Annotated in this window: 14 protein-coding genes and 1 other annotated feature; of the genes, 12 read left to right on the forward strand and 2 right to left on the reverse strand. The window is 46.5% G+C overall.

Annotation, left to right across the window (positions count from 1 at the left end):
* Positions 1–27: 27 nt before the first annotated feature.
* The 9 genes from mltG to GVY43_RS01235 all read left to right on the forward strand — a co-directional run bounded on the left by mltG (position 28) and on the right by GVY43_RS01235 (position 9551).
* Positions 28–1170, forward strand: coding sequence for an endolytic transglycosylase MltG (gene mltG / locus GVY43_RS01195; protein ID WP_084543099.1), 1143 nt, complete (start codon positions 28–30; stop codon positions 1168–1170).
* Positions 1171–1232: 62 nt separating this feature from the next.
* Entirely contained in the window at positions 1233–1874 is a 642-nt protein-coding gene (locus GVY43_RS01200) for an O-methyltransferase (protein ID WP_159563624.1), read from the forward strand.
* A gap of 16 nt (positions 1875–1890) precedes the next feature.
* Entirely contained in the window at positions 1891–2526 is a 636-nt protein-coding gene (gene udk / locus GVY43_RS01205) for a uridine kinase (RefSeq protein WP_015881201.1), read from the forward strand.
* A 67-nt stretch (positions 2527–2593) separates the two neighbouring features.
* A complete protein-coding gene (gene greA, locus GVY43_RS01210) occupies positions 2594–3067 on the forward strand; it encodes a transcription elongation factor GreA (RefSeq protein WP_015881202.1) in 474 nt (157 codons plus the stop codon).
* Positions 3068–3121: 54 nt separating this feature from the next.
* A complete protein-coding gene (mtnN, locus tag GVY43_RS01215; RefSeq protein ID WP_159562013.1) occupies positions 3122–3823 on the forward strand; it encodes a 5'-methylthioadenosine/S-adenosylhomocysteine nucleosidase in 702 nt (233 codons plus the stop codon).
* 85 nt (positions 3824–3908) lie between these two features.
* A complete protein-coding gene (locus tag GVY43_RS01220) occupies positions 3909–4868 on the forward strand; it encodes a beta-ketoacyl-ACP synthase III (RefSeq protein WP_159562014.1) in 960 nt (319 codons plus the stop codon).
* Positions 4865–6097 (forward strand): beta-ketoacyl-ACP synthase II, encoded by a 1233-nt coding sequence (fabF, locus tag GVY43_RS01225; protein ID WP_074037435.1) that lies wholly within the window; start codon positions 4865–4867, stop codon positions 6095–6097. Before GVY43_RS01220 ends, fabF begins: the two co-directional genes overlap by 4 nt.
* Before the next feature lie 66 nt (positions 6098–6163).
* The gene (locus GVY43_RS01230; RefSeq protein WP_159562015.1) at positions 6164–7696 is read left to right on the forward strand and encodes a peptide ABC transporter substrate-binding protein; all 1533 of its coding nucleotides are present in this window, start codon (positions 6164–6166) and stop codon (positions 7694–7696) included.
* A gap of 202 nt (positions 7697–7898) precedes the next feature.
* Positions 7899–9551 (forward strand): peptide ABC transporter substrate-binding protein, encoded by a 1653-nt coding sequence (locus GVY43_RS01235; protein ID WP_159562016.1) that lies wholly within the window; start codon positions 7899–7901, stop codon positions 9549–9551.
* A 104-nt stretch (positions 9552–9655) separates the two neighbouring features.
* Here the strand turns inward: GVY43_RS01235 and trpS are convergent, their stop codons facing one another.
* Together trpS and GVY43_RS01245 are read right to left on the reverse strand one after the other, a co-directional pair.
* Positions 9656–10657 (reverse strand): tryptophan--tRNA ligase, encoded by a 1002-nt coding sequence (gene trpS / locus GVY43_RS01240; protein WP_074037431.1) that lies wholly within the window; start codon positions 10655–10657, stop codon positions 9656–9658.
* Between the two features lie 50 nt (positions 10658–10707).
* Positions 10708–10916, reverse strand: a binding site (T-box leader).
* A 42-nt stretch (positions 10917–10958) separates the two neighbouring features.
* The gene (locus tag GVY43_RS01245) at positions 10959–11327 is read right to left on the reverse strand and encodes a DUF3899 domain-containing protein (RefSeq protein ID WP_159562017.1); all 369 of its coding nucleotides are present in this window, start codon (positions 11325–11327) and stop codon (positions 10959–10961) included.
* 269 nt (positions 11328–11596) lie between these two features.
* Here GVY43_RS01245 and GVY43_RS01250 point away from each other — a divergent pair, with 269 nt between their 5' ends.
* From GVY43_RS01250 to opp3C, 3 genes are all read left to right on the forward strand, one after another.
* Positions 11597–13216 (forward strand): peptide ABC transporter substrate-binding protein, encoded by a 1620-nt coding sequence (locus tag GVY43_RS01250; RefSeq protein ID WP_074037428.1) that lies wholly within the window; start codon positions 11597–11599, stop codon positions 13214–13216.
* A gap of 306 nt (positions 13217–13522) precedes the next feature.
* Entirely contained in the window at positions 13523–14449 is a 927-nt protein-coding gene (gene opp3b / locus GVY43_RS01255) for an oligopeptide ABC transporter permease (protein WP_074037427.1), read from the forward strand.
* Positions 14449–15474 carry an oligopeptide ABC transporter permease gene (gene opp3C, locus GVY43_RS01260; RefSeq protein WP_078146603.1) on the forward strand — a complete coding sequence of 342 codons (1026 nt, stop codon included), beginning with the start codon at positions 14449–14451 and terminating at the stop codon, positions 15472–15474. The genes opp3b and opp3C overlap by 1 nt, the downstream gene beginning before the upstream one ends.
* Positions 15475–15493 lie beyond the last annotated feature (19 nt).

The following is a 15493-nucleotide window of genomic DNA, read 5'->3' on the forward strand; positions in this document are numbered from 1 at the left end:
TTTATAAAAAGAACAGGGGAGAAATGCATGAATCATCCATCTATGTCAGATGAGAAACGTGCCCGCAACCGGATCGTCCGTCGCATCACGGTTGTCATCCTGGCCATCTTCCTTCTCGTCATCGCCACAGGATCGGCGCTCACATATGTCTTTGTGAAGCGTTCCATCGAACCGATTGACCCAACTTCGACTGAAACGGTCGAGATTGAAGTCCCGCTCGGTGCTGGTTCGGGATACATTGGTGAATTACTAGAAGAGAATGGGCTTGTAAGGAGTAGCACGATTTTCCGTTTCTATACACGCTTTAAGAACGAATCGTCGTTCCAGGCGGGGACGTATACGTTATCTCCGTCACAATCAATCGATGAATTGATTGAAACGTTGCAAACAGGTAAAGTCATTGTGGTCCCTGATATCAAGCTCGTCATTCCAGAAGGATTCACGATTGATCAGGTGATTGCGAGACTTGCGAAAGTGGCAGAAATCCCGAAAGAAGAGATTTCTGAGCAGTTGAGCGACCGTGAATACATTCAGTCTCTCGTAAACGAGCATGAAATGTTGACGGAAGAAGTATTGCAGGAAGGCATCTATCATCCGCTTGAAGGATACCTGTTCCCAGCCACATATGAATTCAATAAAGGCGTAACGCTCAATGAAATCATCGATGAGATGTTACTACCGACCGAAAGTATGTATCAAGAATACAAAGGTCGTTTAGCCGATTCAGGACGTACGTTCCATGAGACGCTCGCGCTCGCATCCGTTGTCGAGAAAGAGGCGGTGTCAACGGAAGACCGTAAAGAGATTGCCGGCGTGTTCGAGAATCGCTTAAACGACGGAATGAAATTACAATCTGACCCGACCGTCTGGTACGGAACGGGGGAAACATCGATTTTCACTTCATTCGCGGACTTGGAGAACGATTCCTTATATAACACGTATCGTTACGAAGGCATCCCGATTGGACCGATTGCGGCCGTGAGCCGTGACGCATTTGAGGCGGTGCTTAATCCGAACGACACGGAGAACATTTACTTCTACGCACGCCCTCCACGTGAAGGGTTCCCGAACGGGGAAGTCTTGTTCGAAGTCGACTATGAGGATCACCAACAAAACGTCAATAAGTACCGTTCCGAATGGGAAGCGTTTGAAGAAGCAAACAGTAATTGATGGGACGACCGGAAGCGGATGCTTCCGGTCGTTTGAATGAAGAGAGTTAAGAGGTGGAACGAGTGGACCATGCATCCTATGAGGGATATGTAGAAAAACTAATCAATGACCGCTCCCCGCTATTGACGGAGATGGAGGCGTTCGCGCGTGTTCATCACGTCCCAATCATGGATTTGACGGGTTCGGAAGTGCTGCTCTCCTTACTGTCGATGCAACGGCCGACCCGAATCCTCGAAGTGGGTACGGCCATCGGCTACAGTGCCATTCGCATGGCAGAATTGTTACCCGATGCAGAAATCGTCACAATTGAGCGGAATGCTCGCCGTTTCGAAGAGGCGACGGAATTCATCAATCGATCGGACGTGCGCGATCGAATTACGCTCGTTCACGGCGATGCCGTCGAATTGATTGGAACGATTGAAGGTGAATTCGATGCCGTATTTATTGATGCGGCAAAAGGACAATATCAAAAATTTTTTGATGGGTATGGCGCTTTAGTACCAATTGGTGGTACGATTTACAGCGATAATTTGTTTTTACGAGGGGACGTCTTGCTAGAGGATGTGTCGGTCCTGGACCGACGCCGACGCCGGCTCGTGCGTCTCGTGAAACAGTTTACTGAGCAATTGATGGCACGGACCGATTATCATACTGCAATTTTGCCCCTTGGTGATGGCCTAGCAATCAGTCGTAAATTACGATGAGGAGGACTTAACTTTGATGCAACATAAACCCGTCATTATTGGCGTGGCCGGGGGTACCGGATCAGGAAAAACGACCGTGGCCCGCGCGCTCGTCGATGCGTTTCAAGGTCAATCGGTCGTCATGATCGAGCAAGACGCGTACTATAAGGATCAATCAGAGATGACCATGGAGGAGCGGTACAAGACGAACTACGACCACCCCTTCGCCTTTGATAACGATTTGTTGATCGAACATATCCAACAGTTACAACAACATCAGGCGATTGAAAAGCCGGTCTATGACTATGCGGCCCACACGCGTTCAAGTGAAACCATCTTAATCGAACCCGTCGATGTCGTCATCGTCGAAGGGATCTTGGCACTCGAAGATGCGCGTTTACGAGATCTGATGGATATCAAAGTGTTCGTGGATACAGATGCGGACGTTCGAATCTTGCGTCGTATGCAGCGTGATTTGAATGAACGTGGACGTTCAATCGATTCGGTCGTTGCCCAATATACAAATGTGGTGCGTCCGATGCACTTACAATTCTGTGAACCAACAAAAAGGTATGCAGATATCATCGTTCCTGAAGGCGGAGAAAACTTTGTCGCGATCGATTTACTCGTGACCAAAATCCGTTGGGTGCTCACTGAGCGCAATCGCGCGTGAGCAAATAAATCGTTTTCAATTCAACCCTAGCTGTAATATACTAGGAGACAATGAAGGAGTGACAGAAATGGCTGAAAAACAACACTATATGACGTTAGACGGAAAAGCGAAGATCGAACATGAATTAAACGAACTGAAGACGGTCCGCCGTAAAGAAGTCGTTGAAAATATTAAGATTGCTCGTGATTTCGGTGACTTGTCAGAGAACGCGGAATATGACGCGGCGAAAGAAGAACAAGCGATGGTCGAAGGACGCATCGCACAATTAGAAGAAATGCTCCGTAACGCGGTCATCATTCAAGATGATGCAGGCGATAACTCGGTTGTCTCAATCGGGAAGACGGTAACGTTCTTCATTCAAGAAGATAATGAAGACGAAACGTATACAATCGTTGGTGGAGCTGAGGCAGACCCGTTCACAGGGAAAATCTCGAACGAATCACCGATTGCCAAGGCACTTCTTGGACGTACGATTGGTGATGTGGTCACGGTGCAAACACCAGGTGGCGACATGGTCGTCGAAATTAAAGAAATCAAATAAATTGTTGAGCGACCTCCTATTCGGAAGTCGCTCTCTTTCTGAGGAGGAGACGGAATGAAAGTAGGCATCATCGGCGCGATGGAAGAAGAAGTGAATCTACTTCGGAACGAGTTGACAGAACGAGTAGATACTGAAATCGCGAACTATCATTTTTATGAGGGCTATCTTGGTAACATGCAAGTCGTCATCTTGAAGTCAGGCATCGGGAAAGTCAACGCTGCCATCGGCACGACACTTTTGATTGATAAGTTCAAACCGGACGTCGTCATCAACACAGGATCTGCCGGTGGTTTTAAAAAGGGGATGAAAGTCGGAGACGTCGTCGTCTCGACGGAAGTTCGTCATCACGATGTCGACGTGACGGCATTCGGGTATGAGTACGGACAAGTACCAGGTATGCCGCCGGCGTATGAGGCGGATGCCAAGCTCGTCAGCGTCTGTAAAGAGGTCATTGAAAACTTGCCAGATGTGAATGTACATCAGGGATTGATTGTGACGGGAGATTCGTTCATCAACGATTCGAAACGCGTGGCGGACATCCTCGGTCATTTCGACGGCGTCGCAGCGGTCGAGATGGAGGCTGCCCCAATCGCTCAAACGTGCTATCAGTTTGGTATTCCTTTTGTCGTCACACGCTCGATTTCAGACAGTGCAGACGAAGAAGCGAACTTGTCATTCGACGAGTTTTTGGAGACAGCATCGATCAACTCTGCGAAGATGGTCATGGCTGTCACGAAGCGTTTAGAACAAGCTTAATCCAGTCAACACGAGGAGGATGCATTGACATCCTCTTTTTATTCCCTTATATTAGTACCAGATACTAAGAATAGGGGTCGACGATATGAATATTGGAATCATCGGCATCGGATCGTTCTTACCGGACAATCGGGTGACAAATATCGATTTAGAAAAACGAATGGATACGAGCGATGAGTGGATTCGTACTCGTACAGGCATCGAAGCACGTCATTTGGCTGAAGAAGATATGACAGTCGCAGATATGGCGACACGCGCTGCTGAACGGGCGTTACAGAGTGCGGGCGTCACAATCGACGACATTGAAGCCATCGTTTGTGCGACAGCAACGGCGCCAGCCTTCCCGGCAACTGCATGTGTGGTTCAGGCGAATCTTGGCGCGAAAGCCGCCGTGGCGTTCGACGTGAGCGCGGCATGTAGCGGTTTCATCTTTGCAATGGACACGGCGAAGAGTCTCATGGATTCAAAAGGATTTAAAAAGACGCTCGTCATCGGCGCAGAGAAGATGGGAAGTCTGATTGATTGGGATGATCGATCGACGGCTGTCCTTTTCGGAGATGGGGCAGGGGCTGTCGTGCTCGGGGAAGACGATATCGCTTCAATTGACTCACTTGTGCTCGGAAGTGACGGGACAGGTGGCAAACATCTGTATGAAAATGAAGAAGGTAAAATCGTCATGAACGGTCGTGAAGTCTTCAAATTTGCCGTTCGGAAGATGCCCGAAATCGTTCTTGAGGCGCTGGACAAAGCCGATAAGACGTTGGAGGACCTTGACATCCTCGTTCCACACCAGGCGAACCGTCGAATCATCGACGCTGCGATGGAGCGTTTACACTTAGAAGAAGAGAAAGTTGTCATGACCATTCAAGACCATGCGAATACATCAGCAGCTTCCATTCCACTCGCATTGGCCGAGGCGGTCAAGTCTGGCAAAATCCAAGATGGACAAACGGTCGTCATCGCAGGATTTGGTGCTGGGCTCACGTGGGGGGCTAGCTGCCTGACATGGAATCACGCAACCATTACGGAGGGGAATCATTTATGAAACGAGTAGTAGTGACAGGATTAGGAGTCGTATCACCATTAGGAAACGATGTCTCAACAATGTGGGATCGCCTGTTAAAAGGGGATAACGCGATTGATACGTTGACGAAGATTGACATCAGTCAATACCCGGCCAAGGTCGGGGCGGAAGTGAAGGAATGGAACATCGATCATTTAGTCGAACCGAAGGAAGCGCGTAAGATGGATTCCTTCATCCAATATTCTTTACTTGCGGCAGACGCTGCCCATAAAGACAGCGGACTCGATGTGAAAGCGATCGCGGACGATGTCGGGATTTGGATCGGGAGCGGAATTGGTGGCGTCGAGACGATTGACAAACAGTCTGCCATCTTGCATGACCGTGGACCACGTCGCGTCAGCCCGTTCTTCATTCCGATGATGATTCCGAACATGGCGAGCGGACAAGTATCTATCTATCTTGGAGCAAAAGGACCGAGCAACTGTTCCGTGACGGCTTGTGCGTCAGGGACGAACTCAATCGGCGAAGCTTTCCGTGTCATTCAACGTGGAGATGCCATCGCTATGTTCGCAGGTGGAGCGGAAGCGCCAATCACACCACTCTCGTTCGCAGGATTTTGTTCGAACAAAGCTCTATCTACGAATCCAGACCCGAACACGGCCTGCCGTCCGTTCGATGAGAATCGCGACGGGTTCGTCATGGGTGAAGGAGCTGGGGTGCTCGTGTTAGAAGAATATGAGCACGCATTGGCACGTGGGGCAAAAATGTACGCTGAAGTTGTCGGATATGGAATGAGTTCGGATGCATACCATATCACAGCACCGTCACCAGAAGCTGAGGGCGGATCAAAAGCGATGAGTGAGGCGATTCGTGACGCTGGAATCACGCCAGAAGATGTTCAATACATCAACGCGCATGGAACGAGTACACCACTCAACGATATGCTCGAGACGAAAGCGATTCGTCGAGTGTTCGGGGAACACGCTGACAAGCTCGCCGTCAACTCATCAAAATCGATGATTGGTCACCTTCTTGGTGGTGCAGGTGGCGTCGAGGCCGTCATCACAGCATTATCGATTCACGAAGGCAAGATTCATCCAACGATTAACTGCGAATCACCAGCAGCAGACTGTGATTTGGATTATGTACGTGAAGGAAATCGGGAACTTGACATTCGTTATGCACTCAGTAACTCACTCGGCTTCGGGGGCCACAATGCGACACTCGCATTTGCAAAAGTGATGAACTGACGGTAGAAAAAACACACAAAAAAGGTTAGGGTATAAGGGTTGGTCTAACAGAAAGGAGTGCAACGAATGAAAAAGAAATCATTCATCGTGGCCGCCTTGTTAGGTTCAGTCCTTATCCTTTTTTTATTTATTTGGAACGAACAACGAGAGCAGTCACGCAAACTAGTACCAGTAGAAGAACAACAATTGACGATTTACGGGGAGTCACTTCCGACTCAGCCGGATGTCATGCTAGCAATCGATCCGTCATCTCAAACAATCCTGTCCCATCTCTACGAAGGCCTGTATCGATTCGGAGCAGACGGGACCATCGAACCAGCGCTCGTTGAGAAGTTAGAGCGATCCGAAGATGGAACGGTCTATACATTCACATTAAAAGAGAGTGTGACGACAGAAGGGAATGCGATTGACGCGCAAACATTCGTCGATCACTTCCAAAAACTCGTGGACGTCGATACGAATTCACCGTTCAGCTTCTTACTAGCAGATGTTCAATCCGCAAAAGAAATCGGACTTGGCCAACAAGAACCAGATACGCTAGGGGTCAAGGCAATCGATGACCGGACGCTCGAGTTGACTCTTGTCCGTCCGATGGAAGGGTTCGAACAGATTTTGGCGATGCCCGCATTTTTACCTCAACCAAATGTGGAAGCATGGGAAGAGCTAGAGACGAACGGTCCATTTAAAATCAAGGCAATCGGAGATACGACCATCTCGTTACATAAAAATGAAACGTACCGAGAAGCTGAACAGGTCACGCTTGAAACGATTACCATTAATAGTGAAGCGAACTTGACGGAAGCGACAGGAATGCAACCCGTCCCATACGATTTTGACGTTTCCACGATTGATGAGGAAATTTTGAACGTACAGGACGTTCCACGAAGTGGAGTCTTTTATTTAAAGCCGAATGTTAAAAAAGCCCCGTTTAATGATGTAGCGTTCCGACAAGCCATCGCATTGACGCTTGAGCGGTCGGAAATCGAGGATTCACTCGCGCGAGCGGAACAGACGACAGAACGATTACTCGTCATCGACCAAGAGGATGCGATCGCACAATTGGAAGGAAACGCCGACCAATTGTTTGACACCGTGAAGAAACGGCTGAAGAAAGATGAACTCGAAATCGAGCTGCTCAGCTTTGTCGATGACGAAGCGCGTCAAATCTCCGCAAAATTAAAGAAGAATTTGGAACAGTTGGATGGTTTGACCGTTAACATTATCGAGCTCCCCTTAGGAGAAAAAGTTAGGAAAGAAGTCTCAGGGGATTATGTGTTTTCTCTATCAGGCTGGCAACCAGACTATCCGATGTTATCCGCCTATTTGACTCAATTTGAAACAAACGATGTCCTCAATTCGAGTCGATATGCCAGCGAATCGTATGATAAATTGATGGATCAGGCTCGCTCAACGGATCGGTTGGAAGAACGAAATGAAATCTTCCGAGAAGCGGAGGCACAGCTGTTAGAAGAGGCTGTTGTTATGCCAATCTATCAAGCTGGACGCTCTTATGTGATCGAAAAAGGTTACGACCATATCGGATATCCGGTCACCGGTCCTTCATATGTCCTAACCTTTGCAAAAAAATACGAAAATTGAGCTAAAAGCCCGCCACTGTAGGCGGGCTTTTAGACTATAGATAAAATTTTTTAGAAAAATCAAAATAAACACTTTGCAAAATTATCAGAATATTGTATTATTGCATCAACGGGATTTTGGTAACAAATACTGTCAGAAGAAATGACTGAATTTTCTACCATCATTCACTTCGTTAAAACGAAAAAATCAGGGGGTCATCGCAATGAATAAGAAAAAAGGTTTTGCTTTAGCATCATCGGTTACACTTCTATCAAGTGCATTCCTAGCTGCATGTTCGACAGGGGAAGAGGAAGGCGCATCAACAGACTCGAATCAAAGTTCTTCTGACGAAGCGCAAGTCCTCAACTTGCTCGATTCTTCAGATATTCCTTCACTTAACCCGACACTCGCAACAGATGCTGTATCGTTCAACGTGTTGAACAACGTTAACGAAGGTCTCTACCGCATGGACGAAGAAGACAACCCGACTCCGGGTATGGCTGAAGACCACGACGTTTCAGAAGACGGTAAAACGTACACGTTCAAAATCCGTGAAGGCGCGACTTGGTCAAACGGGGAGCCTGTCACAGCGAACGACTTCGAATACGCTTGGAAAGAAGTACTCAACCCAGATAACGCATCACAATATGCATACGTTATGTCAATCATCGAAGGCGCAGAAGCGTACAACACAGGTGAAGGCGAGCGCGATGCTGTAGGCGTTAAAGCAATCGACGATCAAACTCTTGAAGTTAAATTGACAGCACCAGCTGACTACTTCCTCGGATTGACTAGCTTCGGCGTATTCATGCCAAAACTCGAGTCATTCGATACAGAGCAAGGCGAGAACTTCGGTACATCTGCAGAGACGACTCTCTACAACGGACCGTTCAAACTCGACAGCTGGGAGCGCGAGCAAGGCTGGAAGATGGTCAAGAACGAAGACTATTGGGATGCTGACACAGTTAAACTTGAAGAAATCAACGTTAAAGTCGTTAAAGAAGTTTCAACAGGTGTTAACTTGTATGAAAACGGTGACGTTGACCGCACAGGCTTGACTTCTGAGCTCGTAGCCCAGTATCAAGACAGCGAAGAGTTCTCAACTGTCGTTGAACCAACACTCTTCTACCTCCAGTTCAACACTGCTGTTGAAGAATTAAATAACCAAAACATCCGTAACGCGATTGACGCGGCATACGATAAAGCAGCAATCTCAGAGACGCTTCTTGCGAACGGTTCGATTCCTGCGAACTACCTCGTACCAAAAGACTTCGTAACAGGTCCTGACGGCAAAGACTTCCGTGAAGCAAACGGCGACATCGGCGGCTATGACGTGGATCGTGCGAAAGAACTTTGGGAAGCTGGACTTGAAGAGCTCGGAACAGACAAAGTTGAACTTGAGCTCCTCAACTATGACTCAGAGTCTGCGAAGCAAATCGGTGAGTTCATCAAAGGTGAGCTTGAGAAGAACCTTCCAGGAATTACGGTTACAATCAAACAACAACCGTTCAACAACAAACTTGACCTTGAGAACAAAGGTGAGTTCGAGTTCACATTCGCTGGATGGGGTCCTGACTACCAAGATCCAATGACATTCGTTGACCTCTTCGTCACTGACGGACCATACAACCGTGGTAAGTGGTCGAATGAAGAATTCGATAAGTTGATCGAATCTGCGAAATCAAGCACAGATGCTGAACAGCGTTGGGCTGACCTTCAAGCTGCAGAGAAAATCGTTCTTGAAGAGAACGCAATCTCGCCAGTTTACCAACGTGGATCGGCTCGCCTCACGAAGCCATATGTTAAGGATATCGTTGAGCACGCATTCGGTGCGGACTACTCTTACAAGTGGGCTTCAATCGAAGGAAAAGAATAATCAAATCATCTTTACGAAGAGAGACAGGGACGCCTGTCTCTCTTTTTTATGTAGATATTTGATGTTAAAAAGAACGCTCAGCTGAGCGTTCTTTTTAACATCATTTATTTTTTCACTTTGGCACGCTTGCGACTGAGACCCATTGCTTTCTCGATTTTTGCGAGATTCTTGTTCGCGACGGCTTCAGCCTTCACGCGACCGGCATCAAGGATTTCATCGAGTTCTGGTGAATCAATCAACTCGTGATAACGCGTTTGAATTGGTTCAAGCAGGGCAACGACCGCTTCTGCCACATCCTGTTTAAATGTTCCGTAGTTCGAATTCTCATATTGCTTGACGAGGTCATCAATTGAAGTGCCGGTAGAGAGTGAATAAATTTCCAACAAGTTTGAAATCCCTGGTTTGTTCTCCCGATCGAATGAGATGACACCACTCGAATCTGTGACGGCACTCTTGATTTTCTTGCGAATGACATTCGGCTCATCGAGCATCGAGATATATCCTTTGGCATTCGTATCCGATTTAGACATCTTCTTCACGGGATTCGTGAGAGACATGATCCGAGCGCCTTCTTTTTGAATGAGTGGTTCCGGCATCGTGAATGTCTCGTAATAACGTTTGTTAAAGCGTTCCGCCAAGTCACGAGTCAGTTCGATGTGTTGCTTTTGGTCGTCTCCGACTGGAACAAGTTCCGTATTGTATAACAAAATATCAGAAGCCATGAGCGTCGGGTAGACGAACAACCCTGCACCAACATTCTCGCTGCCTTGCGACTTGTCTTTATACTGCGTCATACGACCGAGCTCACCCATGCCGGCGATACAAGTTAACATCCAACCGAGTTGAGCGTGTGCTTTTACTTCAGACTGTACGAAAATCGTCGCTTTCTCCGGGTCGAGACCGGACGCGAGATAAAGTGCTGCTAATTTTCGCGTGTTGTTCATGAGCTCGACACGGTCGAGTTGAACAGTAATTGAATGTAAATCGACGATACAATAATAGGCATTGTTGTCGTCTTGTAGGTCGACGAATTGTTTCATCGCGCCAAGGTAGTTCCCGAGCGTCACGACGCCGGTCGGTTTGATTCCTGAAAAAATCGTTGCCATGTGAATACACCTCCGAAAAATATAAAAAACCGCAGTCGTCCGCCCGAATAAATCGGGACGAATAGCCGCGGTGCCACCCAAATTTGCATATACTATGCCACTTGAACGCGTTAACGGGCGTGAACCGTCTCGCCATACTTTTTGTTCAGGCGAGCCACTCCGAAGTCCATTCATTCAATAACTTTTCATCTACTCACAGCACCGTAGACTCTCTGAGGAAAAGGGGAATTGAATTACTTGTCTTCATCCAAGTGTTCTTATTCTGCATTTAGTTTAGCACAGGATTCAAGTGACGAAAAGATTAAATCAAAGCGACGAGAAATGAGAGAGCGATACTTCCAACTCCGACATACACCCAGTTCCAAGCCGATTGTTTACGAAGTTGTCGATCTTCCGGTTCTTCTTCCTCATCTTCTTCATAGTCCGCGTCAATTTCCTTCAACTTTGCACGTCGATTACGCTTAAATCCGTACATGATTCCGTCAAATAGACCTGTTGCACTCATATGGGAGAACATCCCGATGGCAAATATCAGAATACCTGAAACGAACAAGCCGCCACTCAAATGAAACGTGAAGGACTCAGTTCGGAAATAGGAAAAAATTGACCACACCGTATAGAAAAGTGTGACAATCCCCCAAACAATCAATATATTTCGAAACTTTTTCAACGATGTAATCTCCTTTCGAGCGTTAGAGGGAATGCATCAACATTCCGTGTTTCTTCTATGATACTAGGAAGGTGGGGCAGAAAGCGAGTAAGAATGTTAAATCAAATGACAGCGTTTTATTCAATAGTTGACAGTTATATTAAAAATTTCTTACAATAGCCCTAACGTTCTTTCGTCGAATACTTTATGAAATATTCAGAAAATTAAAGAAAAAGTAAGATGTTTATTCGACGATCGGCTAGTTTTTTAAAACGAAAGGGGAAATCGCAATGAAGAAAAAATCGATTTTGCTCATGATGACAATCATCTTGGCACTCGGTTCAGTTCTCGCAGCTTGTTCGACAGGCGGAGACTCTGATGGCGGCGGTTCTTCTTCAAACGGAGAGAAAGTTCTTCGTTTGACGGATACGTCAGATATCACAACAGCCGATCCGGCTCTTGCTACAGACGCGGTCGCATTCAACTTGATCGCCAACACAATGGAAGGTCTTTACCGTCTTGATAAAGATGGAAATGCCGTCCCGGCACTTGCTGAAGGCGAACCAGAAGTAAACGAAGACGAAACGGTTTACACGTTCAAACTTCGTGATGCTGAATGGTCAAACGGGGAACCGGTCACAGCAAACGACTTTGTTTACGCTTGGCAACGAGCTGTTGATCCTGCAACAGGCTCACAGTACGCATACATCATGAACACAGTTAAAAACGCTGAAGCAATCAACACTGGTGACACACCAAAAGAAGAGCTTGGCGTAAAAGCAATCGATGAGAAGACACTCGAAGTTACACTCGAGCGTCCAGACCCATCATTCCTTTCACTTACTTCGTTCGGTACATTCACTCCGATCAACGAAGCATTCGCTACAGAAAAAGGTGAAGACTTCACGACTGGTCCTGAAAACCTTCTTTATAACGGACCGTTCACATGGACTAAATGGGATCGTGAACAAGGCTATGTCTTAACGAAAAACGAATCATATTGGGATGCAGAAAATGTTGCTCTCGACTCTGTTGATGTGAAAGTTGTTAAAGAAACATCTACAGTCGTCAACTTGTATGAAGCGGGCGATGTCGACTATGCTGGTCTCGCATCAGAGCAAGTCGCAGCATTCCAAGAAGATGAAGATTACAACACAGGTCTTCGTTCTGCAGTTGGTTACTTCAAGTTTAACCATGAAGATGAACTTTTCTCTGATGTAAATGCACGTAAAGCAATCGCACGCGCAGTCGACCCATCAGGGATTATCGATCAGCTCTTGAACAACGGTTCAGTAGCAACGACGTCATTCATCCCGAAAGACTTCATCAAGTATGAAGACGGAACGGATTATACAGAAGGCGTGGAATACTTCAAAACAAACACTGAAGAAGCTGCTTCACTTTGGGAAGAAGTAACCGGTGGAGAAGCAACAACAATCGAACTCCTCTCGTTCGACAGTGAAGTATCGAAACAAATCTCTGAGTACATGAAAGGTCAAATCGAGTCGAACTTGCCGAACGTAACGGTTGAGATCGCACAACAACCTTTCAACAACAAACTTGAGCGTGAAGCAAAAGGGGACTACCAAATGTCATTCGCACTTTGGGGACCTGACTACCAAGATCCGCTTACGAACCTTGGTATCTTCACTTCAGACAATGGACAAAACGACATCAACTACTCGTCATCTGAGTATGACAAGTTGATTGATGAAGCATCTGCTGAAACAAGCATCGATGCACGTTACGACTTGTTCAAAGAAGCTGAAGCTCTCTTGATTGAACAAGATCAAGCAATCATGCCTATCTACCAAGCTGGTGTGGCATACTTGATCCGTCCAAACGTCGAGAACTTCAACCGTCAATTATTTGGTGCTGATTACCAGTACAAATACGTTGATATTAAGTAATGGAAGGAGGGGGCATGCTAACCGCATGTCCCCAATTTTCTAAAAAATTCTAGCGAAGTAAGAGAAAATACTGTTCAAATGTTTTGTTGGTAAAGTATAATGTAGTAACAGTGAAAATTCAGAATAATCTCTGAAAAGAATTTTCTTTATTTTCAGTCGCTGTACTAAGAGCCTTGAGATGACGTATACGCTATTCTTTCAGAAAATTCCTTTCATTTTGTGAATTTGAAAAATAGGTCATATGTCATAGTGAAGCTGTTGGTGCAAGTAGTAGAAAGAATTAGACAAAACAGGGGGTTTTTATTCATGGGACGTTATATCCTACAACGGCTGACTTACGGCCTCATCACGTTCTTCTTGATTGCCACGTTCACGTTCTTCCTGATGGACCTGCTCCCAGGTTCGCCTTATCAGAACCAGGAAAAACTGACAGAATCACAAATTCAATTGTTGAATGACCGCTACGGACTCAATGATCCGCTTCCGGTCCGCTATGCGACGTACATTGGAAACATGCTACAAGGTGACCTTGGCGTATCTTTCCGTACGGCTAACCGTCCAGTAACTGAGTTGATTATGGAACGAATTGGTCCATCGGCACAATTAGGGGTTCAGGCATTAGTTCTTGGAACTCTATTAGGTGTATTGTTGGGTGTTGTTGCGGCGATTCGTCACAATACGGCAATTGACTATGGTTCAATGTTCGTATCGGTAATCGGGATTTCCGTCCCATCATTCGTCTTTGCAGCCCTCCTTCAGTACTATGTTGGAGTTAAATTACAGTTGCTCCCGGTAGCATTCTGGGAATCTCCAGCTCATACAATCTTACCAACCATCTCGTTATCGCTCGGTGTTACGGCAGCAATTGCCCGTTTCGTCCGAACCGAGATGTTAGAAGTAACCGGACAAGACTATGTCACGCTCGCGAAAGCGAAAGGGTTGACGGGTAACGCCATCGTATGGAAACACATGGTCCGTAACGCGATGATCCCAGCGATCACGATTCTTGGACCGATGACAGCTGGACTTTTAACGGGTACATTCGTTATCGAGAAAATTTTCGCAGTACCTGGTCTTGGAGAATTGTTCGTTACGTCAATCACGTTGAATGATTACTCTGTCATCATGGGCACGACACTCTTCTTCTCGGCCCTCTTCATTATTATCATTTTACTTGTCGACTTGCTCTATGGGGTTGTGGACCCACGTATTCGTCTTGGGGGGAATAACTGATGATTGAAAACAAAAAGAATTACGAACAGTTCGACCAAGACATGTTCACACCAGTTGAAATGAATGAACAGCTTGGTGAGCGGATTGCCGGAAAAAGTTTGAACTTTTGGCAAGATGCATGGATGCGCCTAAAGAAAAACAAGGCGGCTATCATCTCGCTCTCGATTATTTTAATTCTCGTCGCACTCGCTTTGTTTGGACCGATGCTCTCAAGCCGAGATGCATATGAACAGAACATCTCGCAAGCAAAACTACCGCCTAAAGTCACTGGACTTGAATGGGCTGGATTTGATGGGTTGGCAACACTTGGAGGTCGTGAAATCGACTTCTACGAACAGAAGAATGTAGAAGAAAACTTCTGGTTTGGTACCGATTATCTCGGTCGTGATCTTTGGTCGCGGATTTGGGAAGGGACACGAATCTCCCTCTTCATCGGTTTAGTCGCAGCCATCATCGATACAATCATTGGAGTTGCATACGGTGGAATCTCGGCTTACTTTGGTGGTCGTACCGATAACATCATGCAACGTATTGTTGAAATCTTGACAGGTGTACCTAACTTGATTTTGATCATCTTGTTCATCTTGATCTTTGACCCAGGTGTCTTCACCATCATCCTTGCCATGGCCATCACCGGTTGGATTGGGATGAGTCGACTCGTTCGAGGACAAATTCTTAAACTCAAAAACCAAGAGTTCGTCTTGGCAGCTCGTACACTCGGTGCTTCAAGTGGACGCTTGATTTTCAAACATTTAATTCCGAACACATTGGGTGCTATTATCATCACACTCATGTTCACGATTCCATCTGCGATCTTCTTCGAGGCATTCCTCAGCTTTATCGGAATCGGGCTTCAACCACCACAGGCATCACTTGGTACGTTGATCAACGATGGATACAAAGAACTACGGACATTCCCGTTCCTTCTTATTATCCCGTCTGTCATCATCGTCTTGCTTATGGTCAGCTTCAACTTGCTTGCTGACGGTTTGCGTGATGCGTTCGATCCGAAAATGCGTAAATAAAAAAGAAAGAGGGGGACTC

The sequence above is a fragment of the Exiguobacterium sp. 8H genome, from assembly GCF_902506255.1.
GTDB classification, from domain to species: Bacteria; Bacillota; Bacilli; order Exiguobacteriales; family Exiguobacteriaceae; genus Exiguobacterium; species Exiguobacterium profundum.

Bases quoted from the DNA above. Each gene is read 5' to 3' on its own strand.
- udk (WP_015881201.1), top strand. From the start codon at position 1,891: ATGCAACATAAACCCGTCATTATTGGCGTGGCCGGGGGTACCGGATCA.
- opp3C (WP_078146603.1), top strand. From the start codon at position 14,449: ATGATTGAAAACAAAAAGAATTACGAACAGTTCGACCAAGACATGTTC.
- greA (WP_015881202.1), top strand. From the start codon at position 2,594: ATGGCTGAAAAACAACACTATATGACGTTAGACGGAAAAGCGAAGATC.
- GVY43_RS01220 (WP_159562014.1), top strand. From the start codon at position 3,909: ATGAATATTGGAATCATCGGCATCGGATCGTTCTTACCGGACAATCGG.
- fabF (WP_074037435.1), top strand. From the start codon at position 4,865: ATGAAACGAGTAGTAGTGACAGGATTAGGAGTCGTATCACCATTAGGA.
- GVY43_RS01230 (WP_159562015.1), top strand. From the start codon at position 6,164: ATGAAAAAGAAATCATTCATCGTGGCCGCCTTGTTAGGTTCAGTCCTT.
- opp3b (WP_074037427.1), top strand. From the start codon at position 13,523: ATGGGACGTTATATCCTACAACGGCTGACTTACGGCCTCATCACGTTC.
- GVY43_RS01235 (WP_159562016.1), top strand. From the start codon at position 7,899: ATGAATAAGAAAAAAGGTTTTGCTTTAGCATCATCGGTTACACTTCTA.
- GVY43_RS01250 (WP_074037428.1), top strand. From the start codon at position 11,597: ATGAAGAAAAAATCGATTTTGCTCATGATGACAATCATCTTGGCACTC.
- trpS (WP_074037431.1), bottom strand. From the start codon at position 10,657: ATGGCAACGATTTTTTCAGGAATCAAACCGACCGGCGTCGTGACGCTC.
- mltG (WP_084543099.1), top strand. From the start codon at position 28: ATGAATCATCCATCTATGTCAGATGAGAAACGTGCCCGCAACCGGATC.
- mtnN (WP_159562013.1), top strand. From the start codon at position 3,122: ATGAAAGTAGGCATCATCGGCGCGATGGAAGAAGAAGTGAATCTACTT.